Source organism: Pseudomonas sp. MYb193 (genome assembly GCF_002966775.1).
Lineage (GTDB): Bacteria > Pseudomonadota > Gammaproteobacteria > Pseudomonadales > Pseudomonadaceae > Aquipseudomonas > Aquipseudomonas paracarnis.
Genome location: NZ_CP023269.1, coordinates 2301816 through 2324330 on the forward strand (window position 1 = coordinate 2301816; position 22515 = coordinate 2324330).

23 protein-coding genes, 1 tRNA gene and 3 pseudogenes are annotated in these 22515 nt (G+C 56.3%); 9 read left to right on the top strand and 18 right to left on the bottom strand.

The window, feature by feature from the left end; genetic code table 11:
* Nucleotides 1-551 precede the first annotated feature (551 nt).
* Both CLM72_RS10860 and CLM72_RS10865 read left to right on the top strand, forming a co-directional pair.
* A complete protein-coding gene (locus tag CLM72_RS10860; RefSeq protein ID WP_105226417.1) occupies nt 552-1301 on the top strand; it encodes a carbon-nitrogen hydrolase family protein in 750 nt (249 codons plus the stop codon).
* Nucleotides 1302-1748 carry a GNAT family N-acetyltransferase gene (locus CLM72_RS10865; protein ID WP_105226418.1) on the top strand — a complete coding sequence of 149 codons (447 nt, stop codon included), beginning with the start codon at nt 1302-1304 and terminating at the stop codon, nt 1746-1748.
* A 35-nt stretch (nt 1749-1783) separates the two neighbouring features.
* Here CLM72_RS10865 and CLM72_RS10870 read toward each other — a convergent pair whose 3' ends face one another.
* Nucleotides 1784-2023: a DNA-binding protein gene (locus tag CLM72_RS10870; protein ID WP_044273192.1), complete on the bottom strand. Its 240-nt coding sequence runs from the start codon at nt 2021-2023 to the stop codon at nt 1784-1786.
* A gap of 82 nt (nt 2024-2105) precedes the next feature.
* Here CLM72_RS10870 and CLM72_RS10875 point away from each other — a divergent pair, with 82 nt between their 5' ends.
* The 6 genes from CLM72_RS10875 (at nt 2106) to CLM72_RS10900 (ending at nt 6603) form a co-directional block, all read left to right on the top strand.
* Nucleotides 2106-2471, top strand: a complete 366-nt coding sequence (locus CLM72_RS10875; RefSeq protein WP_054895748.1) for a helix-turn-helix domain-containing protein — start codon at nt 2106-2108, stop codon at nt 2469-2471.
* A 151-nt stretch (nt 2472-2622) separates the two neighbouring features.
* Nucleotides 2623-3264 (top strand): UvrY/SirA/GacA family response regulator transcription factor, encoded by a 642-nt coding sequence (gene uvrY / locus CLM72_RS10880; protein WP_005786991.1) that lies wholly within the window; start codon nt 2623-2625, stop codon nt 3262-3264.
* A gap of 1 nt (nt 3265) precedes the next feature.
* Nucleotides 3266-5089, top strand: coding sequence for an excinuclease ABC subunit UvrC (uvrC, locus tag CLM72_RS10885; protein ID WP_105226419.1), 1824 nt, complete (start codon nt 3266-3268; stop codon nt 5087-5089).
* A gap of 32 nt (nt 5090-5121) precedes the next feature.
* Entirely contained in the window at nt 5122-5682 is a 561-nt protein-coding gene (gene pgsA / locus CLM72_RS10890) for a CDP-diacylglycerol--glycerol-3-phosphate 3-phosphatidyltransferase (protein WP_105226420.1), read from the top strand.
* Between the two features lie 60 nt (nt 5683-5742).
* Nucleotides 5743-5818: transfer RNA gene (locus tag CLM72_RS10895), tRNA-Gly, on the top strand.
* A 497-nt stretch (nt 5819-6315) separates the two neighbouring features.
* Nucleotides 6316-6603, top strand: a complete 288-nt coding sequence (locus CLM72_RS10900; RefSeq protein WP_105226421.1) for a helix-turn-helix transcriptional regulator — start codon at nt 6316-6318, stop codon at nt 6601-6603.
* A 71-nt stretch (nt 6604-6674) separates the two neighbouring features.
* Here the strand turns inward: CLM72_RS10900 and CLM72_RS10905 are convergent, their stop codons facing one another.
* From CLM72_RS10905 to CLM72_RS28740, 4 genes are all read right to left on the bottom strand, one after another.
* Nucleotides 6675-7025: a DUF3085 domain-containing protein gene (locus tag CLM72_RS10905; protein WP_105226422.1), complete on the bottom strand. Its 351-nt coding sequence runs from the start codon at nt 7023-7025 to the stop codon at nt 6675-6677.
* Between the two features lie 237 nt (nt 7026-7262).
* Nucleotides 7263-7556, bottom strand: coding sequence for a hypothetical protein (locus CLM72_RS10910; protein WP_105226423.1), 294 nt, complete (start codon nt 7554-7556; stop codon nt 7263-7265).
* Nucleotides 7557-7770: 214 nt separating this feature from the next.
* Nucleotides 7771-7968, bottom strand: a complete 198-nt coding sequence (locus CLM72_RS10915) for a hypothetical protein (RefSeq protein WP_105226424.1) — start codon at nt 7966-7968, stop codon at nt 7771-7773.
* Between the two features lie 251 nt (nt 7969-8219).
* On the bottom strand, nt 8220-8396 hold the full coding sequence (locus CLM72_RS28740) for a hypothetical protein (protein ID WP_158688681.1): 177 nt from the start codon (nt 8394-8396) through the stop codon (nt 8220-8222).
* Nucleotides 8397-8983: 587 nt separating this feature from the next.
* On the opposite strand from CLM72_RS28740, the gene CLM72_RS10925 reads away from it, so the two are divergent.
* Entirely contained in the window at nt 8984-9502 is a 519-nt protein-coding gene (locus tag CLM72_RS10925; protein WP_105226426.1) for an Hcp family type VI secretion system effector, read from the top strand.
* Nucleotides 9503-10342: 840 nt separating this feature from the next.
* On the opposite strand, the gene CLM72_RS10935 is transcribed toward CLM72_RS10925, so the two are convergent.
* The 13 genes and pseudogenes from CLM72_RS10935 to tssM all read right to left on the bottom strand — a co-directional run bounded on the left by CLM72_RS10935 (nt 10343) and on the right by tssM (nt 22511).
* Complete coding sequence (locus CLM72_RS10935) at nt 10343-10969, bottom strand: hypothetical protein (protein ID WP_105226427.1); 627 nt, start codon at nt 10967-10969, stop codon at nt 10343-10345.
* A 1-nt stretch (nt 10970) separates the two neighbouring features.
* A complete protein-coding gene (locus CLM72_RS10940; RefSeq protein ID WP_146120466.1) occupies nt 10971-12383 on the bottom strand; it encodes a hypothetical protein in 1413 nt (470 codons plus the stop codon).
* 94 nt (nt 12384-12477) lie between these two features.
* A complete protein-coding gene (locus CLM72_RS10945; protein WP_105226429.1) occupies nt 12478-13491 on the bottom strand; it encodes a serine/threonine-protein kinase in 1014 nt (337 codons plus the stop codon).
* Nucleotides 13488-14006, bottom strand: a pseudogene (locus tag CLM72_RS10950) (PP2C family serine/threonine-protein phosphatase); the annotation flags it as partial. The pseudogene CLM72_RS10950 and the gene CLM72_RS10945, both read right to left, overlap by 4 nt.
* Before the next feature lie 42 nt (nt 14007-14048).
* The gene (locus tag CLM72_RS10955) at nt 14049-14420 is read right to left on the bottom strand and encodes a hypothetical protein (RefSeq protein WP_105226431.1); all 372 of its coding nucleotides are present in this window, start codon (nt 14418-14420) and stop codon (nt 14049-14051) included.
* A gap of 2 nt (nt 14421-14422) precedes the next feature.
* Nucleotides 14423-14497 (bottom strand): hypothetical protein, encoded by a 75-nt coding sequence (locus CLM72_RS29565; RefSeq protein WP_105229118.1) that lies wholly within the window; start codon nt 14495-14497, stop codon nt 14423-14425.
* Between the two features lie 43 nt (nt 14498-14540).
* A pseudogene (locus CLM72_RS29225) lies at nt 14541-14904 on the bottom strand (PP2C family serine/threonine-protein phosphatase); the annotation flags it as partial.
* Nucleotides 14904-15008, bottom strand: a pseudogene (locus tag CLM72_RS29570) (hypothetical protein); the annotation flags it as partial. The pseudogenes CLM72_RS29570 and CLM72_RS29225, both read right to left, overlap by 1 nt.
* Before the next feature lie 142 nt (nt 15009-15150).
* Nucleotides 15151-15627, bottom strand: a complete 477-nt coding sequence (locus CLM72_RS10965; protein ID WP_105226432.1) for a lytic transglycosylase — start codon at nt 15625-15627, stop codon at nt 15151-15153.
* Nucleotides 15627-17168 (bottom strand): hypothetical protein, encoded by a 1542-nt coding sequence (locus CLM72_RS29065; RefSeq protein WP_177430931.1) that lies wholly within the window; start codon nt 17166-17168, stop codon nt 15627-15629. The genes CLM72_RS10965 and CLM72_RS29065 overlap by 1 nt, the downstream gene beginning before the upstream one ends.
* A 95-nt stretch (nt 17169-17263) precedes the next feature.
* Nucleotides 17264-18277 (bottom strand): serine/threonine-protein kinase, encoded by a 1014-nt coding sequence (locus CLM72_RS10975; RefSeq protein ID WP_105226433.1) that lies wholly within the window; start codon nt 18275-18277, stop codon nt 17264-17266.
* The gene (locus tag CLM72_RS10980; protein WP_105226434.1) at nt 18274-18996 is read right to left on the bottom strand and encodes a PP2C family serine/threonine-protein phosphatase; all 723 of its coding nucleotides are present in this window, start codon (nt 18994-18996) and stop codon (nt 18274-18276) included. Before CLM72_RS10980 ends, CLM72_RS10975 begins: the two co-directional genes overlap by 4 nt.
* Nucleotides 18996-22511 (bottom strand): type VI secretion system membrane subunit TssM, encoded by a 3516-nt coding sequence (gene tssM, locus CLM72_RS10985; protein WP_105226435.1) that lies wholly within the window; start codon nt 22509-22511, stop codon nt 18996-18998. Before tssM ends, CLM72_RS10980 begins: the two co-directional genes overlap by 1 nt.
* Nucleotides 22512-22515: the final 4 nt, after the last annotated feature.

A 22515-nucleotide genomic window follows, 5' to 3' on the forward strand; every position in this document is an offset into this window, starting at 1 on the left:
GAACCGTTCACACGGATAGCCGACACCGAGCGCAAGGCGCTGGCAGCAGGGCAAACCTGAGTGTGGGTGAGTGGCAACATGGGGCTCTCCAAATGATGGGGGGAGCTTACTAGAGGCGTGCGGGTGGATTCAATCAGTAATTTCTATTGCGTAGCAGTACTTACCGCTATGGGCATAGGTATCTACACAGTTTTGCTGCGACTGACAGCCGGCGCTGATCTGGCTGAGGCACCGCGATCCAAATGTGGGAGCTGGCTTGCCTGCGAAGACGGCCTGACAGTCAACGCAGTTGGACCGTGTACATATCCATTCCTGCGGTAACGGCCACCTAGGGTTCCGCTCTGACAGCGGCTCACTTTTGAAAAGAGCCGGAATGCCGGCCAGCGTGGTTTAACGGGGCGCCTAAGACCAAGATCAAAAGCAGATCAAGAGCGACTCGTTTCGCATCGAGGCACCGTCCACCGTTATAGCGTTGTGTAGATACCTATGCCGCTATGGGGTAAGTGTGGATATGCTGACAACTCTCAAACAGTGATTGCCAGGACGCGACCATGACTGCCTTGACCCTTGCTGCGGCGCAAACCGTTTCCATCCCGGGCGATATCGCTGCCAATATCCAGCGGCACCTGGCGTTGATGCGGGCCGCGGCTGAACAGGGCGTGCAATGCCTGGTGTTTCCAGAACTGTCACTGACGGGCTACGAGCCGTCCCTGGCGGCCGACTTGGCCATCGACCCGCAAGACGCCGTGTTGACGCCGTTGCGTGAGCTGGCGCGGGAGCTGCGGTTGACGGCTGTGGTGGGCATGCCGGTGCGTCTGGCGCCACAAACAGGTGTGCTGATCGGCGCGCTGGTGCTTGGGGCGGACGGTTCAGTAGGCGTCTACACCAAGCAGCATCTGCACCCCGGCGAAGAGCTGGCATTTGCCGCGGGGCAGGGCGGTGAAGCCCTGGGATTGGCAGAGGAGCTTATCGCATTGGCGGTGTGTGCGGACTTTTCCCAGGCCAGCCATCCACGTCAAGCGGCGGCAGCGGGCGCCACGGTGTATGCCGCCGGCGTACTGATCAGCGAGGGAGGCTACGCGGCGGACAGTGCTTTGCTTGAAGGCTATGCGGCCGAGCATGGCCTGTTGGTACTGATGGCTAACCACGGTGGCCCATCTGGAGGCTGGGCATGTGCCGGTCGCAGTGCGATCTGGACCGCCGATGGCAACTTGCTTGTTGCCGCCCCCGGTGTCGGCGACGCGTTGGTGATCGCCCGTCGCGATGGCGGGCAGTGGACCGGCCAAGTGGTCGCCCTCTGAATGAGGTTTCATTTGCGCCGGGCCACCGAGCAGGACCTGCCGTTTGCCCGCACCCTGACCCAGGAGGCCATGAGCCATTACTACCGTCAGAACGGCTTGTTGTGGTCCAACGACGGCTTCGACGTGGCCTGGGCGGGCCGCGAGAACTGGCTGATCTGCAACGATGATGGCGTGATGGGCTTTATCAGCCTGAGCCGCGACGGGAAAGCCCTGTATATCCGCGAGCTGCACCTGCTGGCGTGCTGCCGCAAGCAGGGCGCGGGCACATGGGTGCTGGAGCAAATGGCGCTCAAGGCACGCGTCGAGGGCCTGGGCTTTCTACGTTTGACGGTGTTCAAGACCAACCCGGCAAGAAGGCTGTATCAGCGCCTGGGGTTGAGCATTGTCGGTGAAGAGGATGGCTTCTGGCGGATGGAGCGTGAGTGTCGCGCACTCACATCGGACTAAAACAGGCACGTCCTACAAATAAGCGCATACTGCTGTCAGCTAGTGCTTTGTTCATCGTGGGATTGAGCTTCAGGTTCATCCACGATAACGCCCTCTTTCATGCCCAGAAGTACCGCCACTTTATGGGCTTCTCCACGCCGTCCCTTTTTTCGCCCGGCGAGCACTTGATAGGTGGTTGCCGGGTCTACGCCATGCTCACGGGCGAACGCTTGAACTGACTTTCCTTGATGTTCCAGCCAGGCCTTGGCTTGTGCAGCAGTACGGATTCCGGGCATAGTTCAAAACCGTTCAAGTTTGTTTAACGAAGTGATGGTGTGACACCTCTTGGGGTGTGCCAATTTAGGATCATACATCCAAATGAGTGGAATCGGTTCGCGCTTAAGGCAAGAAAGAGAGCGACTTGGCCTGTCGCAGAAAGTTTTTGGAGAGATTGGAGGCGTTGAAGCGAACGCCCAAGGCAAATATGAAAGCGGTGGTCGTGCACCCAAGGCCGACTATTTGTCTCGCGTCGCCGAAAAAGGAGTGGATATCCTGTACGTGTTGACCGGCAGCCCAACGCCGATCCAGCTGGATAACCTGAGCAAGATCGAAGAAAAAGTGTTGGGCAATTACCGAGCGATGTTCAAGGAAGACCAGGACGCAATCCGTCGCTTGACCAGTACCTTGGCTGAGCATTCATCCGTGGTGAACGGAAAAGCCAAGTCGCACCCCCAGGATTCCTGACCTTTAGCCCAGGAAACAGTGCTGTTCGCCAGCCGGCGAACAGCCGCAGCACGTTGAATCTCTATATATATGACACTTGCAACTAGGTCTGCGCCTTGGTTTTTTGCTAAGGTGTTCAGCAACCTATAAGACCATATCGCGAGGTGTCTGCTTGATTAGGGTGCTAGTAGTCGATGACCATGATCTCGTTCGTACAGGCATTACACGAATGCTGGCTGACATCGACGGCCTGCAAGTAGTCGGCCAGGCGGAGTCGGGGGAGGAATCCCTGATCAAGGCCCGGGAGTTGAAGCCCGATGTGGTACTGATGGACGTCAAGATGCCTGGGATTGGCGGTCTTGGTGCCACGACCAAGCTATTGCGCAGCCACCCGGACATCAAGGTCGTGGTGGTCACGGTGTGCGAGGAAGACCCGTTCCCCACCCGTTTGCTGCAAGCCGGTGCCGCCGGCTACCTCACCAAGGGCGCAGGCCTGGCCGAGATGGTGCAAGCCATTCGCCTGGTATTTGCCGGCCAGCGTTACATCAGCCCGCAGATTGCCCAACAATTGGCGATCAAGTCGTTCCAGCCCACCAGCGATTCGCCGTTTGATACGCTGTCGGAGCGGGAAATCCAGATCGCCTTGATGATCGTCGGTTGCCAGAAAGTGCAGTCGATCTCCGACAAGCTGTGCCTGTCGCCCAAAACCGTCAATACCTACCGCTATCGCATCTTCGAGAAGCTCGCCATCAGCAGTGATGTTGAATTGACCCTGCTCGCGGTGCGCCACGGCATGGTGGACGCCAGCGCCTGACATGACTACGCCGTTTGATCCAAGTGCCTTTCTCTCCACCTGCAGTGGCCGCCCCGGCGTGTACCGCATGTTCGACAGCGAGGCGCGCCTGCTTTACGTGGGCAAAGCCAAGAACCTGAAGAACCGTCTGGCGAGCTACTTTCGCAAGACCGGTCTTGCGCCGAAAACCGCCGCCTTGGTGGCGCGTATCGCCCAGGTCGAAACCACCATCACCGCCAATGAAACCGAGGCGCTGCTGCTTGAGCAGACGCTGATCAAGGAATGGCGGCCGCCTTACAACATCCTGCTGCGTGATGATAAATCCTACCCTTACGTGTTTTTATCGGATGGCAACTTTCCGCGCCTGAGCATTCACCGCGGGGCAAAAAAGCAAAAGGGTAAGTACTTCGGGCCTTACCCCAGCGCCGGGGCGATTCGTGAAAGCCTGAGCCTGCTGCAAAAAACCTTTTTTGTGCGTCAGTGCGAAGACAGCTTCTACAAGAACCGCACACGACCGTGCCTGCAATACCAGATCAAGCGCTGCAAGGCGCCCTGCGTGGGCCTGGTTGAGCCGGCAGAGTACGCCGAGGATGTGCGCCACTCGGTGATGTTCCTCGAGGGGCGCAGCAACGCGCTCACCGATGAGCTGTCCGGGGCCATGGAGCAGGCGGCCAGCACCCTGGATTTCGAAAAGGCTGCCGAACTGCGTGACCAGATCTCCCTGCTGCGCCGCGTCCAGGACCAGCAAAGCATGGAAGGCGGCACCGGTGACGTCGACGTGATTGCTGCGTTCGTCAACCCGGGGGGAGCCTGTGTGCACCTGATCAGCGTGCGTGGCGGGCGGGTGCTGGGCAGCAAGAACTTCTTCCCGCAGACCGGTATCGACGAAGACGTTGCAGAAGTGATGGCCGCGTTCCTTGGCCAGTACTACGTCAGTAGCCCTGAGCGCGACCTGCCGTCGGAGCTGATCGTCAATGTGGTGCACGAAGACTTCCCCACTTTGATCGAAGCGATCCACGCCTTGCGCGGCCGCGAGCTGGACATCAGCCACCGCGTACGCGGCACCCGTGCCCGCTGGCAGCAACTGGCCGTGACCAACGCCGAACAGGCCCTGAGCGCGCGCCTGGCCAATCGACAGCACGTTGCCGCACGCTTCGACGCCCTGGCCGAAGTCCTCAACCTGGACGAGCCGCCCCAGCGCCTGGAGTGCTACGACATCAGCCACTCCAGCGGTGAGGCCACGGTGGCCTCCTGCGTGGTATTCGGGCCGGAAGGGCCGATCAAGGCCGACTACCGGCGCTACAACATTGAAGGCGTTACCGCCGGCGATGACTACGCCGCCATGCACCAGGCGCTCACGCGGCGTTTCAGCAAGTTGAAGGATGGGGAGGGCAAGTTGCCCGATATCCTGCTGGTAGACGGCGGCAAGGGCCAGTTATCCATGGCCCGTGACGTGCTCAACGAACTGGCGGTGCCCGACCTGATCCTGCTCGGTGTGGCCAAGGGCACCACGCGCAAGGCCGGTTTCGAGACGTTGTACTTGAATGATGCCGCCCATGAGTTCACTTTGAAGGGCGACTCACCCGCACTGCACCTGATTCAACAAATCCGCGACGAAGCGCACCGTTTCGCTATTACCGGCCACCGCGCACGCCGTGGCAAAACCCGGCGAACCTCAACCCTGGAAGGGGTGGCGGGGGTTGGCCCGACGCGGCGTCGCGACTTGCTTAAACATTTTGGTGGCTTGCAGGAGCTCTCCCGTGCCAGCATTGACGAAATAGCCAAAGCACCCGGTATCAGTAAAAAGCTCGCTGAATTGATTTATGCCAATCTGCATAGCGAATAGAATGCCTTCTCACCTCGTAGCCAGTTGTGCCGATGAATATCCCTAATCTGATCACCGTTCTACGCGTCCTGCTTATCCCGATTTTCATTTTGTTGTTCTATTTGCCGTATGAATGGAGCTACATCGCGTCCAGTTCGGTATTTGCCTTCGCAGCCGCCACCGACTGGCTCGACGGCTACCTGGCACGCCGCCTTGAGCAGAGCACGCCGTTCGGCGCGTTCCTCGACCCCGTGGCCGACAAACTCATGGTGGCCGTCGCCCTGGTGCTGCTGGTGCAGGAACACGGCAACCTGTGGCTGACCCTGCCGGCCGCCGTCATCATCGGCCGCGAGATCGTCGTCTCGGCCCTGCGCGAATGGATGGCCGAAATCGGCGCCCGCGCCCACGTGGCCGTATCGAACATGGGCAAATGGAAAACCGCCGCGCAGATGCTCGCGCTGGTGATCCTGCTGGCCAACCCGTCGGACTTTTCGTTCTGGGTCCTCACGGGCTACGCCTTGCTGCTGGTCGCGGCCGGTCTGACCCTGTGGTCCATGCTGCAATATCTGCGCGCCGCCTGGCCCCATCTGCGAACCACCGTTGAAAAGAAATAAAACTTTTTTGAATCAAGGGGTTGACGGGTGCTGAGGATTCTATAGAATGCGCATCACCAAGCGGGAATAGCTCAGTTGGTAGAGCACGACCTTGCCAAGGTCGGGGTCGCGAGTTCGAGTCTCGTTTCCCGCTCCAAGCATAAAAGAAAAAGCCACTCTAACGAGTGGCTTTTTTTTGCCTGTGATTTACGGAATAGACGCTTCGGCGTCTTTTTTTGTGTGCAAAACCGTGGGTGCTCAGGGTGATCCGGTAAGACTCAAATTCGTATTGCTCCTGGATTCGCTCAGTTCACCTGTCACCAAGCCTGCTACTGTTTATTCATCTTCCCGGCGCGCATCGACCTTTGGTCACGCGTCACTTCTGGTACCGATAATCCTGAGTCACGGTGGTTTCCAGGCGGTGGACTTGCCCCATCATGCGACAGCAGCAGCTCGCCTTCATCAGCTCAACCCCGACAACCTTCCTATCCTGGCAACTGCTTGAAAAGGCCTCGCTGCGTGATGCGCCCCCAATGCTCACCCGAAGAAGCTATGAGACATGAGAATTGGACCCCATGAACGCGGTGTTTATACTCAGTGAACCCGCAGTGTGAAAGGGGCAAAAAACACATGGAGCTACACAAGGAGCAAGGAATGGTCTACGGCCAACGGAAAGAAACGCACACAGGGCGACGATCAACGATGCTTCGCGCTGCCAGCGCGGAATGTTCCGGCGTGCGTCTGCGGGTAGTGCTGTCGGAGTGCAAGATCGCGCCAATGGATTTCGCGCTATTTCTGAAGATCAGCCCACAGCGGCTGACCAATTGGTTTTCTCGTGGTATCCCGTACTCGCAACTCGATAAGATAGCCAGGCTGGTGAGCGTTAATGCACAGTGGCTGGAAACAGGGGATGGCGAGAAATTCCGGGCGAAATGCGAGTAGAGAAGCCCTGCGCGAGCACGTAGCAGAGAGCCGCCGGCAGGCGGGGGCTCAAGGTCTGATGGTTGATTGGGTTACGGCGTGACGGTCCGCAACATCAGATGGGGCGCCGTGGCGGCCAGTTCCAGATCCTCCTCACCGTTGAGGATGGGCGTGAACGCCTCCGAATGCGGGTCGAAATGTTCCGCGAAATCATCGCCGCCCAGCTCCTTGCGGGCCAACGCCCACCAGTCGTCGAATACGTCGACATCGGGGTTACAGCCCACCGCATAGGCAAGCAACCTCTGGCGGCCATTGGCTTGGCGTTCACCGCGCTCGGCGAGCCAGTAGACGCCCTGGTCCTTGACCAGAATGATGGAACATTGATTGGCGATAGCCTCTGCCAGCACCGGCTTCAGATCGCTGCCTTTGAAGAGCAATGACATGGTGGCCTCCTTGCTACCGCGGGACTCCCCAACCGCAAGCGTGGGCGTCCCTTGGGATGACGGAAGTGATGAAGGGATAACGCGGCCAATGTGCCATTGACGCACCGCGGTCTTGAAGGCGTTGACCGCCTGGGACGTTGCCGGCGACGCCAGCGAACATGGGGGCAGTGTGATCGAATGCTTGGCGGCGGGTGTCTGTCAAACCGAATCAGGCACATGCCGGTTTATGGCCGGTGGTCAGTACTCATCCAGCAGGAACACTACCGTAAGGTTCCGGTCAGCTTCGGTGAAGATACACAGGTCCAACCCGTCACTGATGGCGTAGGACGACAGTAGGTAACCGCCGAGTTCCAGAGTCGCGTTGTTGAAGCGCCGATGCTCTGCGCGCACATCGCCCCAATCGCCGCAGATGTGCCGGCGCACATAGGGCAGCGGGTCGAGTAGATCCTGTCGGATCAGGGCGTCCACACAGCGGGAGATGGTCAGGCCACCGAAGGGGAATTGAGGCTGGAGGGTGACGAGGGCGGGCATGGGGAGATGCAGATCCTCCACGGCGATGGGGCTTCGTACTCTAGCAAGGTAGAACGTTTCGGCGGCGAGGTCGCGGTCACAAACACGTGCGTAATGGCATGGCTTGTGGGGTCGGCAGGTATGTTTCGGCTGGGTAGGAAAATTCCATGAGGCAGGCTCTTGGCAACGTGTCCAACCCCGCAGGTACTTCATCGTTCGCTGACCCATGACGGTGTCACTTTTTATGGGTGAAGGTGTTCGCCTCGCTGGTTTCCTTGACCGCAAACATCAGGCAGCGCACCGCTTCACGATCCTGTTCCGACAAGCAACGGTAGTAGTGGACCAGGCGCTCTTCTTCTCGATTGAGCTGTCGGGGCCGCAGGGCTGTACCGATGGCGGTACGTAATGAGGGAAAAAATGAGGTATTTAGCATGATACTATTTCTTTATGAGATGAACGGGCGCGTGGGCTTCTTGCCCTAAACAACTGAATAAATAACGTTTATTTTAGAAAATGGCTCGTCATTTTTCGTGACTGTTGGGTATTTCAGATGGGGCCGTCGGAAGTGTTTGGCGAAGGTGTAGGAGCGATCTTTCGAGGCGGACTGGATAGAGGTGCGGTTGAGCGGAAAGCCCACCAATCTGGCATCCATCATCAGATTGGCGGTGGCAAGGTACAAGTCTGTCAAAAACGGGACACCTCCTTGAGGGCGCAGGTCAAATAGCGCATCGCCACCCGGTCGGTTTCCGACAGCGTACGGAAATGTTCAATCAAGCGTGTTTCTTCACTCGTGAGGACGCACAGTCGGTGCCTCGGCCAGAACACAAAAATCAGTTGTGAAACACTTTTGGTAGCTGGCATGAGCCTCGTCCTTACTTGCGGGGAAAACAACTGATCGTGTGGTGTGTTGGGGCCCGTCTGGGCAAGCAATCAAGGGCATTTATGGTGAGTGTAGAAAGCTGTTCTCGGCCGTGTGAAATATTTTTTACTGGCGGGATTTACTGTCAAAAAACGCGCTCGGTGTTGGTGCATACGCATGCGATTGACCATGCTCAACCATCGCTGCAACTCAAGTTGATTCGCCCGTCTTTGTAGGGATATAGACGCTGGCCAGCACCTTGAGTGGATGATGATCGTGCAGCTGCTCGAGGGAATTGTCGTATTGTGCTTGCTTTGAGCATTAGCACTCTTGCCTCACCTCTGGCCGAGGGCCCGCCCGGATTCATCAGGGGGTTCAGGCATGCAGGACGTTACACAGGTGGGCTTGGAAAGTTGAGAAAAACTCTGCACAGTTTTGAGTGGTCAGAGCTATGTGGTGATAGATGAAAAGATGGGTGTTATTTTAAGTTGTTGAATTAAAAAAATATTTGTAATTGGCATTGGTTTTGCGTTTCAAATTGGGCACAGGTTCATTTGCCGGTGCTTTCAACCCAATAAGGAGAAATGCAATGCCAACACCTGCCTATATGATTATCGAGGGTAGCAAGCAAGGAGCGATTACATCCGGTACCTTCACTGCGGATTCGGTCGGCAACATCTACCAGCAAGGCCATGAAGATAAGATTCTGGTTCAGGCGTTTGATCACCAAGTGATCATCCCGCGTGACCCCCAGTCGGGACAACCAACCGGGCAGCGGGTACACAAGCCGTTGATGATCACCAAGGTCTTCGACAAGTCTTCACCGCTGATTTTCAACGCCTTGACTTCGGGCGAGCGTCTTGAAAAATGTCACCTTGCTTGGTATCGAACGTCTGCAAAAGGGCAGCAAGAGCACTATTACTCAATCGAACTGGAAGACGCGATTATTGTAGATGTGAAGTCGCGCATGCCCAACTGCCAGGACCCGGCGATGGCGCATTTTACCCATCTTGAAGATGTGTATTTCACCTATCGGAAAATCATTTGGACCCATGAAATCAGTGGGACGACGGGGTCTGATGACTGGCGGAATCCGGTAGCTGCATAAGGCTGGTTCTTGTCAGAAGGGTGGTGGCCTTGTTTGGCCATTACCCTGCTGGCGCGTTCAAGTCGGTAGAGAAAATTATTAAGGACAATTTGCAGTGTATTCATAGGCAATGCAGCTAAAAACTAATTAGGGAAAGCTCGGCTCTTGGCTACATTAAATTGGAGTGTGCTTATCTGTCGGCAACTATAAGTCGAGACTAATCACCAAAAGAAGGGTATTTTTCATAGTTGTTTCTGGCCTCAAATGTCGACGTGGCCTCCTCTACGATGTGAGGACTGAATGCCTCCTTTCTTATGATGACGTTTCCGTCCTCACTGAAGATATAGCATGTTCCATTCGTGACTTTGTTGGTGTCAATTTCAAATTCTCTATGTGTGGCCATATTTAAGAATATTTGATCGTCGGTCGTTTTTTGGAATTGGTATGTTAGATATTCTCGCTGCTGTTGGTCGAGGAAGCCAACACCTATCATTCCTTGGTTAGGAATGACTTCAATAAAGCAAAGGGGTGTGCTGGTTGATCCTATTAGTGCAACGTAGGGCTCACCTGAAATGTGCTTTTTTTGCTGTCATTTCACCCATGATTTCGATGGCGATTTTTTAAACGAAACCATGATTTGCAATGATAAATGTCGTATTCCATTAGTAAGCTATTCCGAGGGTTTTCCGTAAGTAGGGTTACTCTCAACGTATTCTGATGTCGCTTTGTCTTGCTGCAGTTTATGAACTGCAAAGACTTCAAAGTAGCCGCAACCAACTCAAAAATAAAGGCGTGAAGTTGTACTGTTTCTGTGGTGCTTCACGATTTGGATGAGTACGGCCTCTTCGAAGACTAAAATTATTATGACTTTCTTATGGATTTTAGTAGGGTGAATCTTGAATCTTTTTTAAGTAATTGCTCTATGGTAATGGGGCGTGATGTGGATGCTATATATAATAGGTGCGGGTAGTTTATGCTGTCGTATCCAGTGGGGTCGTTGGGGTCGGTAGGGGGGGTGCGGTAAAGCGCAAATGTTTCGGTTGAAATATTTTTGAGAGCACCGCTAGGCGGCGCGTATGTGTCAGATGCGATATTTAAATTAATATTTAGCAATTTTTCAATTGTTTGTTTTGTGGTCTCGAAATTTGATAGCTTAACTCCATAAGTCTCATTTGATAGTATCGGTTCGAAATTTGATTGCGGCTCCCCAGTCGTACGTCGCTCGTATTCAATTGATACCAGTTCAGCAATACGATCTACAGTCGAAACGTCTCCTCGGATCGTAATTCCAATATATGTCTCGGACTCGATTTCGATTTCGACACCGTCGATGATGAATTTTGAGGTCTCTATCTCTTGAGAGCCTGCGAGGCCCCACTCTGCTCCATCGCTGGATGCTTTCAAGCTGGCTAATGTCGTATGAATGGAGTCGATAAGAATCTCGTCGAATTCATCGCCGAGAATCGCTGATTTTGTGTGTGCGTTCATATTAGAGTCCTAGATCCTTTCCACCAGGGCGGCTGGAAGATTCGATAATTTGTTCCCAAGTTTTTCCGCGCCCCCTTAGCCAGTCAACCGTTGGTCCGAGTTCGTCGCCATATTTTTCTGTGTTTCGAATATGTATTTCTTTCAGTTTATCTGGAGGGGTTAAATTTTTGTACTTGACGCCGAGATCTCTGCGCATCTGATGGAGTTTTCGAGCAATATTTTCTGGAGATTCTCCTTCTAGCCGCATTTGTTCACCGAGGTTTTTGAGCTGACCCACTTCTTCAGTATAGGCTGTTCTCAAAGGGGGTTGCACCGTGTTCGATGGCTGCCGCATTGGCTCAGGGTTGATTTTTTGGGGCCTTGGAATCCTGACCCTCTTAGCCGCCTTGCCTGCGACACCTCGTACAAGGCTTGCTGATTTTATCGTAGCACTCTTGATGAGGTTGGCGATTTTTATGAGGATCTCGCCAACCTTTCGTAGTAGCGCCAAGAGGTTGTCGGTTATGGCTCGCGCAGCCCTGAACACTAGGCCAACGCCGCCAGTTAAGTAGATCAATATTGCGCCCAGCACTACTTCAAATAAAACCGCTCCGCTAAACTCGGCGACTTCTTCTGGATTTTGAGCCATCACATATTCCAGAAGAAATTTGCCAATTAGTATTTTGCTGGGTGAGTCGCTGTAAATAAAGCACGCATACTCATAAGCTTCGGCCAGTTGCTCAATATCGATTTGGCTTGGGTCGAAGCCAAGAGCCTCTATGAGCTCATCTTTCTGTTTTTTCGAATAATTCTGAATAAGTGATTTTGTCCAGGACGCTCCGTCAGTACTTTCGGCATTCCATGCGGCAATGAGTGCGTTTGACAGCTGGTTGAATGGATTGATTAAATCGTTCCACTCCTTGAGGTTTTTGCTAAATCTCCAACCTGTGAGTGCGAAGCCGCGTGCCTGTTTGTAGTACAGGTGTGCGTAATTGCTAACAAAATTTCGCTCATCTTGAATTTTTTTCAGTGCCGCAGCTTCTTTTTTCTCATGAACAATAATTTCGGCCAGTGCTTTTGCGAGCTGCTCTCGGGCTTCGTCAAGATTTTTATTGGTGTCAACGTCCTTAAGTAGTTGGGCTACGTACTCACTGGCTGGCGCCGGGCAAAACAGGTTTTTGCCATCCGCTAGTCTATGAATTGTTGTTTTGCCACCTATCGTGAGATGGCAGGATATATTCGGGTCCAAGCGTTCCCCGTTATCCCACTCGAAGATAAGTCCAATATGTTGGTTTTTATCCAGTTCGCGGGGGCGCTGTTCCTCCAGACAATCAAACTCGCGTTGGGAAGGCGGCATATGTGCGGCATACTTATTCGGCTGTGTCGGGCTGCAGACCCCTGATGGCGTCAATTTCCTTGAGTTGTCGCTGCTCATCGGCAATGAGCTCCTTCAAATTGTTGTTCTGTCCTTGAATAGCCACTGCCGTATCAACTCTCGGCAGTGGCATGCTTCGGGCGTATCTCCTCAGCTAGATCGGGTTCGGCGGGGCATGCCAAGGGCGTAACCACCTTGACCAGCGTGGGCGATTCACCTCAGTGAAGGCGGTGCGTAGCTCCTGGGCTGAAATGCGCCGGGCGACCGGGTTGATCTTCAAGGCGACCTGCAGCGCCGGCCAGCAGGCACGGGGCAAATTCGGCGGGCACACCAACGTACGGTCCAGCCGCTGCGTCTTGGCCTGTTTGGCGCTGCAGTGGTGATAGGGATGTTGGCCGCCGGCCAGTTCGAACAGCACACAGGCGAGGGCGTAGAGGTCGGAGGCTTGGCTGATCTCGCCACCCTCAAGCAGCTCCAGTGCGGCGTATCCGGGTGTCCAGGCGGCAATGCGCTCACGCTGCAATCGCGGTAGGCCGACCAACCGGGCGTCATTCGAGGCGGCCAAACCGAAGTCGAACAGGCGTAACCCGTTATCCCCCAGCATCAGGTTGCTGGGCTTCAAATCGCCATGCACCACACCGTGGAGATGGGCATGCACCACCGCATCGAGCATGGCCAGCGCCAGTGGCTGCAGCAGGTCCCAGCACACTCCCTGCGGGCACTCGGCAATCACCCGGTCGAGGGGCGCACCTTGCAGCCATTCCATGCTGATGAACCCCCGCTGCGATGGTCCATCGACGGCGTAGTCGTACAGCCGGATCACATGGGGATGGTGCAGGTGCTGGGTCAGCGCAAATTCACTGAACAGCAAGGCATTGGCGTCCGGGCACGCCGCATGGGTGTCGTTCATGACCTTGATCGCCACATAGGGCTGAGGGTCGCCAAACTGAGCACGCAGTGCATCGTGGGCGCAGTAGACGGCGCTCATGCCCCCCACGCCGAGCAGGCGTTCCAGGCGATAGCGATCGTTCAACCGCTCCGGTAAGGGTTCAAGTGGTATCGCTGTAGTGGCCACATCAGGTTGTGCGGCGAAGGCAAAGTAGGTCGGCTGCGAGGCGTTTTTCCCTGGCGGCAGGCCGGTGATGATGTCGCGGTGCAGGTCGCTCATAGCCGCACCACCACGGCCGTCAGGTTGTCGTGCGCCGGGCCGCGCAGCGCGGATTCGACCAGTTGCTTCACGGCTGCCTGCGGCGTGGCAAGGCTGAGTGCCTGGCCGACCGCCTCGTTGCTGAGTTCCTGATACAAGCCATCGCTGCACAACAGGAAGACATCGCCCGGCCGGGGGGAGAGCTCCAGCACGTCCAGCTCCAGTTGCGCTTTGGCGCCGATGGCCTGGGTCAACGCCTGGGCAGAGGGGTGCTGGCAGGCCTGTTCGAGGCTCATGTGCTGCTGCGCCACCAGGTGTTCCAGCAGGGAGTGATCGCGTGAAAGCTGGTAGAGGCGATTGTCGCGCCAGAGGTAGCAGCGGCTGTCGCCGGCCCAAACACAGGCCAGCCGGTTATCCTGCATCAGCAGGGCCATCACCGTGCTGCCCATGGTGGTGTCCCGCCGTTGTGGCGTCACCGTCAGCTCCTGATGGAGCCGACGATTGAGCCGGTGCAGGCACTGGCGCAGCTGCTTTAATTCAATAGCCGTGTTGCACTCGGTTCCTGCAACCGCCGTGCATTAAAGTTTAATAAAGTCAAAAACCTCAGTAAAAAGTTTTTTGATTTCTGGGGATATTTCTAATTTGTTTAAGGCTTCAGTGGGAGTTATTGGCATGTCGTACGGCTGAATTCCGCGCAGCACTGCAATGCCGTACAGTGCGTACTCGTCGTTTTTTGTGTGCTCCCAATGGGGGGTGTAGCCAATAGTTCTGAATATTTTAAAAAGTGCTCCGTCAAATGTCATTAGGTCATAAATAAAGCTTGGTGCACTCTCTGATTCGCATATTTTTACGCACCATTCTTGGAATTCAGTCATGTTGATTGATTCGTGAAACAAGCAGGTAATGACAAAAGCTAGTTGTTCATCACTATAATTATTTATTTTGAACATGGTTATTTCCCATTTTTCATAGCGTCGCCGCCAATGTGGCCAGTTTTGTCATGAGTGATTTTGTCTATTAGTTGCATTCTTCCGCTGTCTTGGTGGTGGTGCCATGAGAGGTCGCTGATTGCAGCGGCTGTCGCCGGTCCACACACAGGCCAGCCGGTTGTCCTGCATCAGCAGGGCCACTACCGTGCTGCCCATGGTGGCGTCCCGGCGTTGTGGCGTCACCGTCAGTTCCTGATGGAGCCGACGATTGAGCCAGTGCAGGTACTGGCGCAGTTGCGCCAGGCGTTCCACGTAATCAGTCGCTGCCGGTAGGGCCAGCAGGCTGTCGACCACCAGGCGGCTGGCGAGGTCGCCGGTTTGGTGGCCGCCCTTGCATCGGCAACGGCCCAGAGCCCGCGCTCGGGCAGTTGAGAAAGGCGTCCTCATTGCGCGCCCGCACCTTGCCCGGGTCAGTGTGGGCGGCACTGCTCCAGGTACCGATCATTACAATGCCGCCGGCAGACGGAAGTTACGCACTGCCGTCAGGTCGAAAGGGTTGGGCGAACGCAGGCTCAGCAGTAGGTAGTTGGCGCGCAGCCCACCGACATTGGTGATCTTGTTTGGCTATTACCGCTGTCGGCAGTTTGCGTCGGTACAGAAATAATTAAATTAGGCAGTGTATACATAAGCCATGCAGCTAAGGCCAAGCTGTACGAGCTTGGATCTTGGCTGCACTGAATTTGAGACGTACCTATCTGTCGGCAACTATAAGCCGAGAGTAGTCGCCAAATGATGGGTATTTTTCAAAATTATTTCTTGGTTCAAATGTAGATGTCATCTCCTCAATGGAGTGAGGGGTGAATGTCTCTTTTCTAACTAGGACGTTTCCGTTTTCATTGAAGAGATAACATGTTCCATTCGTTACTTTTTCAGTGTCGGTTTCAAATTCTCTATGTATGGCCATGCTCAAAAATATCTGATTGTCAGTTTTTTTATGGAATTGATATGTTAAATATTCTCGCTGTTGTTGGTCGAGGAACCCCACACCTATCAGCCCTTTGTCAGGAATGACTTCAATAAAACTGTAAGGTGTACTAGTGGATCCTATTAGTGCGACGTAGGGCTCACCCGCTATATGCTTTTCTTTTGCTGTATCTTCATCCATGATTCCGATGGCGGTTTTTTTTAAGCGAAACCATGATTTGCAATAATAAATTTCGTGTTCCATTAGTAAATAACCCCTTTGGTGTCCCTAATTAGTATTCCGGAATCGTCTGCGAGTTTCAGAATGGACTGCGGGACGGGTTTTGCTTGTGGTGGAACTTCTAATATTAAGCTGCCCTGAAGCTTTTGTCCAGCCAGTGCGCCACTTGATGGAACGTTTGCTATTGTGGAACCCGCTGGGTATTTATTTGCCGCTTCCCTAATATAGTCTTTGCCTGTCTGCTCTGTGATATCTGAAAATTGCGTATGCTTTCTGGAAATGATTTCTCCGCTTGTTGGGTTGTAAGAGTCTAGGCGATAGTATTTTTTACTTTCTGGTTTGTTGATGTAAACCTCGTTGTGTGGATAGTTAGCGGATTGAATTTTGTTGAATTCGTTTCCGGCATCAATTCGACGTAACCATTCGGGCTTAGTTGAGTTGCTGGTTGTGCTTTCGCTTGCCTGTTGAAGAGGGGATGATGGTGTTCGAATATCATTTATTACGATTGGGGATGGCCGCGGAATGATAACCGGAGCCGCCTCGTTGCCCGATATGCCTCGCACAGTACCATTTGATTTGATCCTGTAGGACCTTAGCCAGGCGCCCAGCTTTTTCAGTACTTCACCAAGCTTTTTCAAAAGCCCCAGGAGCTTGGTAGAAATAGATCCCGCCGCTCTAGCGGCAAGACCGACACCTCCGGTGAATAAAATCAACAATGCAGCCAATACGATCTCGAATACTGCAGCTCCGGCAACCTTCGCCCATTCCCTTCGGTGCTGAACTTTTACGTAGGTAATCGAAAAATTTTTAAGTAGCTCTTGGCTTGGTGCGTCTTCATAAACGAAGCAAGCGATCTCAAAGGCTTGCGCAAGATCTTCAGGTTTTATTTTTGAAGGATCAAAGCCGAGGGCCTTCACGAGATCGTTTTTCTGTGCTTCTGAGTAGTTATTGGCGAACGATTCGACCCAAGATTTTCCATTGCTACTTTTTGCATTCCAAGCAGAAATTGCAGCGTTTGCAAAATGATTGAACGGGTTGATAAGGTCTGACCACGCTTTGGTGTCTTTGATCAGTCCAACGCCACTTAAAAAGAATCCACTCACGGCGCTGCCGGTTAGATCAAGAGCATTGCTGAACGCACTCTGCTGGTCTTGAATTTTCTGTAGCGCAGCTGTCTCGGCCTCCTCGTGTTTAATGATCGCGTCAAGCGCTTCTTTGAGTTCCTGTCGGGCTGTGGTGAGCTTTTGCTCATCGAAATTCGGAAGCAACTCAGCTTTATATTCGCCGGGTGGAGCTTCGCAAAAAAGATCTTTACCATTCGCAAGTTTGTGGATTGTCGTCTCTCCCCCGATCGTGAGATGACAATCTATGTTCGGGTCCAATCGTTCCCCGTTACTCCACTCGTAGATGTGGCCAATGTGCTTGTTTTTGTCAGGTTTTCGAGGCCCTCGATCCTCGCAATCAAACTGCCGTTGTACAAGCGGCACGTGTGGGGGGAAGCTATTCGGCTGTGTGGGGCTGCAGACACCTGATGGCGTCAAATTCTTTGAGTTGTCGCTGCTCATCGGCAATGAGCTCCTTCAAATTGTTGTTCTGTCCTTGAATCGCCACTGCCGTATCAGTTCTTGGCAGTGGCATTGCTCCGTGTGCATCTCCTCCGCTAGATCCGGTTCGGCGGGGCATGCCATGGGCGCAGCCACCTTGACCAGCGTGGGCGATTCGCCTCACTGAAGGCGGCGCGTAGCTCCTGCGCTGAAATGCGCCGGGCGACCGGGTTGATCTTCAATGCGACCTGCAGCGCCGGCCAGCAGGCACGGGGCAGATGTGGCGGGCACACCAACGTACGGTCCAGCCGCTGCGTCTTGGCCTGCTTGGCGCTGTGGTGGTGATAGGGATGTTGGCCACCGGCCAGTTCGTGCAGCACACAGGCGAGGGCGTAGAGGTCGGAGGCTTGGCTGATTTCGCCACCCTCAAGCAGCTCCAGTGCGGCGTATCCGGGTGTCCAGGCGGCAATGCGCTCACGTTGCAATCGCGGCAGGCCGAGCAAGCGGGCGTCATTCGATTCGGCCAAACCGAAGTCGAACAGGCGTAAACCGTTGTCCCCCAGCATCAGGTTGCTGGGCTTCAAATCGCCATGCACCACGCCGTGGATGTGGGTGTGCACCACGGCGTCGAGCATGGCCAACGCAAGCGGCTGCAGTAGGTCCCAGGACACCCCCTGTGGGCACTCGGCAATCACCCGGTCGAGGGGCGCACCCTGCAGCCATTCCATGCTGATGAAACCCCGTTGCGATGGCCCATCGACGGCATAGTCGTAAAGCCGGATCACATGGGGATGGTGCAGGTGCTGGGTCAGCGCAAATTCACTGAACAACAACGCATTGGCATCCGGGCACGCCGCATGGTTGTCGTTCATGACCTTGATGGCCACATAGGGCTGAGGGTCACCAAACTGGGCACGCAGTGCGTCGTGGGCGCAGTAAACCGCGCTCATGCCCCCCACGCCGAGCAGGCGTTCCAGGCGATAGCGATCGTTCAACCGCTCCGGCAAGGGTTCCAGTGGTGTCGCGGTAGTGGCCACATCAGGTTGTGCGGCGAAGGCGAAGTAGGTCGGCTGCGAGGCGTTTTTCCCTGGCGGCAGGCCGGTGATGATGTCGCTGTATAGGTCGCTCATAGCCGCACCACCACGGCCGTCAGATTGTCGTGCGCCGGGCCGCGTAGCGCGGATTCGACCAGCTGCTTCACGGCTGCCTGCGGCGTGGCAAGGCTGAGTGCCTGGCCGACCGTTTCGCTGCTGAGTTCCTGATACAACCCATCGCTGCACAACAGGAAGACATCACCCGGTCGGGGGGAGAGCTCCAGCACGTCCAGTTCCAGCTGCGCTTTGGCGCCGATGGCCTGGGTCAACGCCTGGGCAGAGGGGTGCAGGCAGGCCTGTTCGAGGCTCATGTGCTGCTGCGCCACCAGGTGTTCCAGCAGGGAGTGATCGCGTGAAAGCTGGTAGAGGCGATTGTCGCGCCAGAGGTAGCAGCGGCTGTCGCCGGCCCACACACAGGCCAGCCGGTTGTCCTGCATCAGCAGGGCCACTACCGTGCTGCCCATGGTGGTGTCCCGGCGCTGCGGCGTCACCGTCAGCTCCTGATTGAGCCGACGATTGAGCCAGTGCAGGCACTGGCGCAGCTGCGCCAGGCGTTCCTCGTAATCACCCGCTGCCGGCAGGGCCAGCAGGCTGTCGACTACCAGGCGGCTGGCAAGGTCGCCGGCTTGGTGGCCTCCCATGCCATCGGCAACGGCCCAGAGCCCGCGCTCGGAGCAGTTGAGAAAGGCATCCTCATTGCGCGCCCGCACCTTGCCCGGGTCAGTGTGGGCGGCACTGCTCCAGGACCCGATCATTACAACGCCGCCGGCAGACGGAAGTTGCGCACTGCCGTCAGGTCGAAAGGGTTGGGCGAACGCTGGCTCAACAGCAGGTAGTTGGCGCGCAGCCCACCCACATCGGCTTTCAGCATCAGCACATCACGCCCGCGATGCGCCTCGGTTTCCATCAGGTCGAACAGCCGAAACAATGACCATTGCCCCGTGTTCTTCTGAATACCCGTGCGGTGCCCGCTGAGATCTTCAACCAGCAGGCTGGTGAGGCCATCGCTCGCTTCGTTGGGCCACTGAAAGTTGGCTGACGTGATGGGGCCATGCCGATATTCCAGCTGCTTGTCACCAAAGCGGAAGTCGGCGCGACTCAGGTTGGCGTCGAGCGAGTAGGGTTCCAGGCTGAATTTGATCAAGGGTTCCGAGGCATTTTCGGCAAAGAAACCACGACGGATCTGTTGCACGTTGCTCATCTGCTGCAGGATGCCGCGGGACACCGGAAGGCTGCGGCCCTCGACACTGCGCAGGCGATACTGGTTACCGTCAAAGGTGACGAAGGGTTTCAGGTAGGTATCGAAGAAACTGTCGACAGTGCCTTGGGCTTTGAAGAACTCCCGGAAGTCGGCGATCGCAACATCGCTGGCACTATGGGCATGGAACGGATATCGCTCATGCAGCGCGGTTGTATAGACGCTGTAGAGCTCGCCCTGATAACGCTTGTTGAGGTAGTGGTAGGCATCGCCCAGCACCAGTTGCCAGTTGTCGTCGCTCATGCCGCGAAGCCAATGGGTGATCGGTGCGGGTAAGCGGGCCGCCGCTGCGCGTACGCTATCCAGGGCACTGCGTTGGCCGCCGAGGCGGGATTTGGCCAGTTCGAAGGCCGCGTAATCGGGCTGGTTGCCTTGGCTGACCGCCAGCAATTGTTGGTGCAGGTCGGTGAGGGCGGCCATGGCTGGAGCCAGTTCTGGGCCAGTACCGCCATTGTCGTCCAACAGCCGATGGAGCGGTTCGAAGCGCCGCTGCAGGGCGGCCTTGGCTGTTATTGGACGTTTATCCGCCAGGGTGGTGGTGGCTTTCTGGGCGACCGCTTTCGTGAGGCCGCCTACAGGACCTGCCACGTCCGCGATCTGGCCTGCGGCGTCGGCTACATCTGCTACGGCTTCGCCGACGGTCGGGAAACGTGTGTTATCGCGTAGTTGCGTCAACAACTGCACCAGAGGCGAATTGGAGGCAATCAGTGCGGCGGCCTGGTCGGCCCCCTGGGCGAGGCTGTTGAGCGGTTGCAGCGCAACCTTGGCCAAGGCCTGATCCCAGTGCTCGCCGTAGTCGCGAAAGTACAGTTGCTCCAGTTCGGCCAGCAGGTCGCGCAGTTGGATGGGGTTGAGGCTGCTGCTTTCGCCCATCACCCAGTTGTCGCGCAGGAACTCGTGTACAAGCGTTGCACCGCGCACCAGGAAGTACTGCTGATAGCCCTGCTGTGTGTACAGGCCTGGGATCACCGTATGGGTTCCGGTCAACGCCAGCCCCTGCGGCCCAAGATGTTCGTCCAGACGATACGGCGGCAGGTTGCGCGACTGCTCGCGCAAGCTGCGGTAGACCAACTGGGCCAGCGGCTCCTTGCGCAGCGCCTGGCGGGCCTGGGTGACCAGGCTGTCGTTGAGTGGATACTGGAAGGGTTGTTGCAGCAGGCGGGAGAAGTGTTCGTTCATACTTGCCTGCGCGGCCACATTGCCCGCGTAGCGCCGGTCCCAGTCCGTGGCTACCCAGTCTTTGAGGGTGTCGTTATCACGGTGTTCCGGGCGGCCCAGCATCAGGTAGGTGCGCAGGTTGTCGAGCAGTGCTTGCCGGTTGCCCAGGTTGGCGCGGATTTGCCCCTCCAACTGACGCGCAACGCGCGGCAGCAATTGCCTGTCCAGCTCATGCTGGTAGCGTTTCTGCAGAACGGCGGTGGCAGGCTCGCCTTGGTACAGGCCAGTACGCTCGTGCAGTGCCAGTGCCGACTGGGGCGGGAATACCTGTGTGGCGCGGTAACTGGTTTCCAGCTCGGGCAAGACCCCCAGTGCATCATCCTGGGGGGTGATCGCCGCCAGTTGCTGACCGAACTGTTGGCCCAGGGTGCGCAACTGTTCGAAGCGTTGGTGATTCTGCGTGAAGCCACCAATCCACAGCAGCCCGAACAACGCCAGGCAACCCAGTGCGCCGGCGTACAACGCCCGTTGCCCCCAGTGCAGGCGGCGTGATTCCCGTGCGTCCAACCCCGCCAATCCGGCTTCAGGAAATACCACGCGGGTAAGCAGATGATGCACAAAGCGCGGGGCACCACGCATTGTGCGCAGCGTACGTGGCGCTACTACCGGCGCTTCCAGCTCCTCCGGGTCAGCGGCACTGCTGGGGGTGGCACTGTCCCAGTGCGGAACGCTGGCCAGGTAGACGCCGCGTAACTGGCTGGCAGGCTCATAGCGGTTTCCGGCAAAGGCGGTTTCAACCAGCAGCGCCAGGTGGGTGCCGATCAGGCCGAGCCGGTGTGGGAAGTCCAGAATGCGGCCCCTGGATTCGATGCTGCGTTCCTGCTGCAGGCGCATCACAACCTGGCTGTTCAAGCGCCGGAGCAGGTCTTCGAAGGTTTCATGCAGGACCGCTGGGTCGGTGCCTTGCTGGTCCTCCTTGAAGCTGATCCCCAACACCTGTTGGCTTTCTTCTCGCGAGAGCTGACTGAAAAAGGCATCGAAGCCTTGAACATTATCGGCCTTGGTGAGTACCAGGTACACCGGCAGCCGGCTATGCAGGCGCTGATGGATGTCCAGTAGCCGGCTGCGGACCTGTCCGGCCAAGAGTCTCAGCGGCTCGGGGTTGCTGTCCAGCAGTAGGCTGATCGGAATATTGACCAGCACCCCATTGATAGGGCGGCTGCGCCGACGACGGCGCAACAATTTCAGCAAGGTACGCCACCCCTCGGTGTCCGCAGGTTCCTGTGCGGCCAGGTAACGGCCGCTGGTATCAAGCAGCACGCCTTGTTCGGCGAAGTACCAGTCACACTGTTGGGTCGCCGGCGGCGGGCTGTTCTGCTGGCCGTCCAGCTGGTTGAGCGGGAACTTGACGCCGGAGTGGTCGAGCAGGCTGGTCTTGCCTGCGCCTTCGGGGCCTATCATCAGGTACCAGGGCAAATCTTTGCGCCAGCGTGCGCTATGGCCGCTGTACAACCCGGATCGTTGCAGCGTCTGCACGGCGCTTTTGAACAGGCGACGCAGTGTGGCCTGTTCCTTGTCGACAGCACGCCGTGAGGGCGGCAGGGGATCCTGGTCGTTGTTTACCGAACCGGCGGCTTTGCGCCGATCACTGGCGACAAGAAACAGGCCCCAGGCGAGCAACAGCCCGCAGATGGTCAGCAACCGGGACGTGGCGCTTTCCCAGAAACGGTGATCAGCCACCGCCAACAAGGGGCCAGCGAACCAGATCAGCAAGGCCAGAGTGATAACCACGAGCAGGCTCCATAGCCACGTCTGGGCCAAGAGGCGGGTCAGTGAGGTGAATAGCTTTTTCATCGAA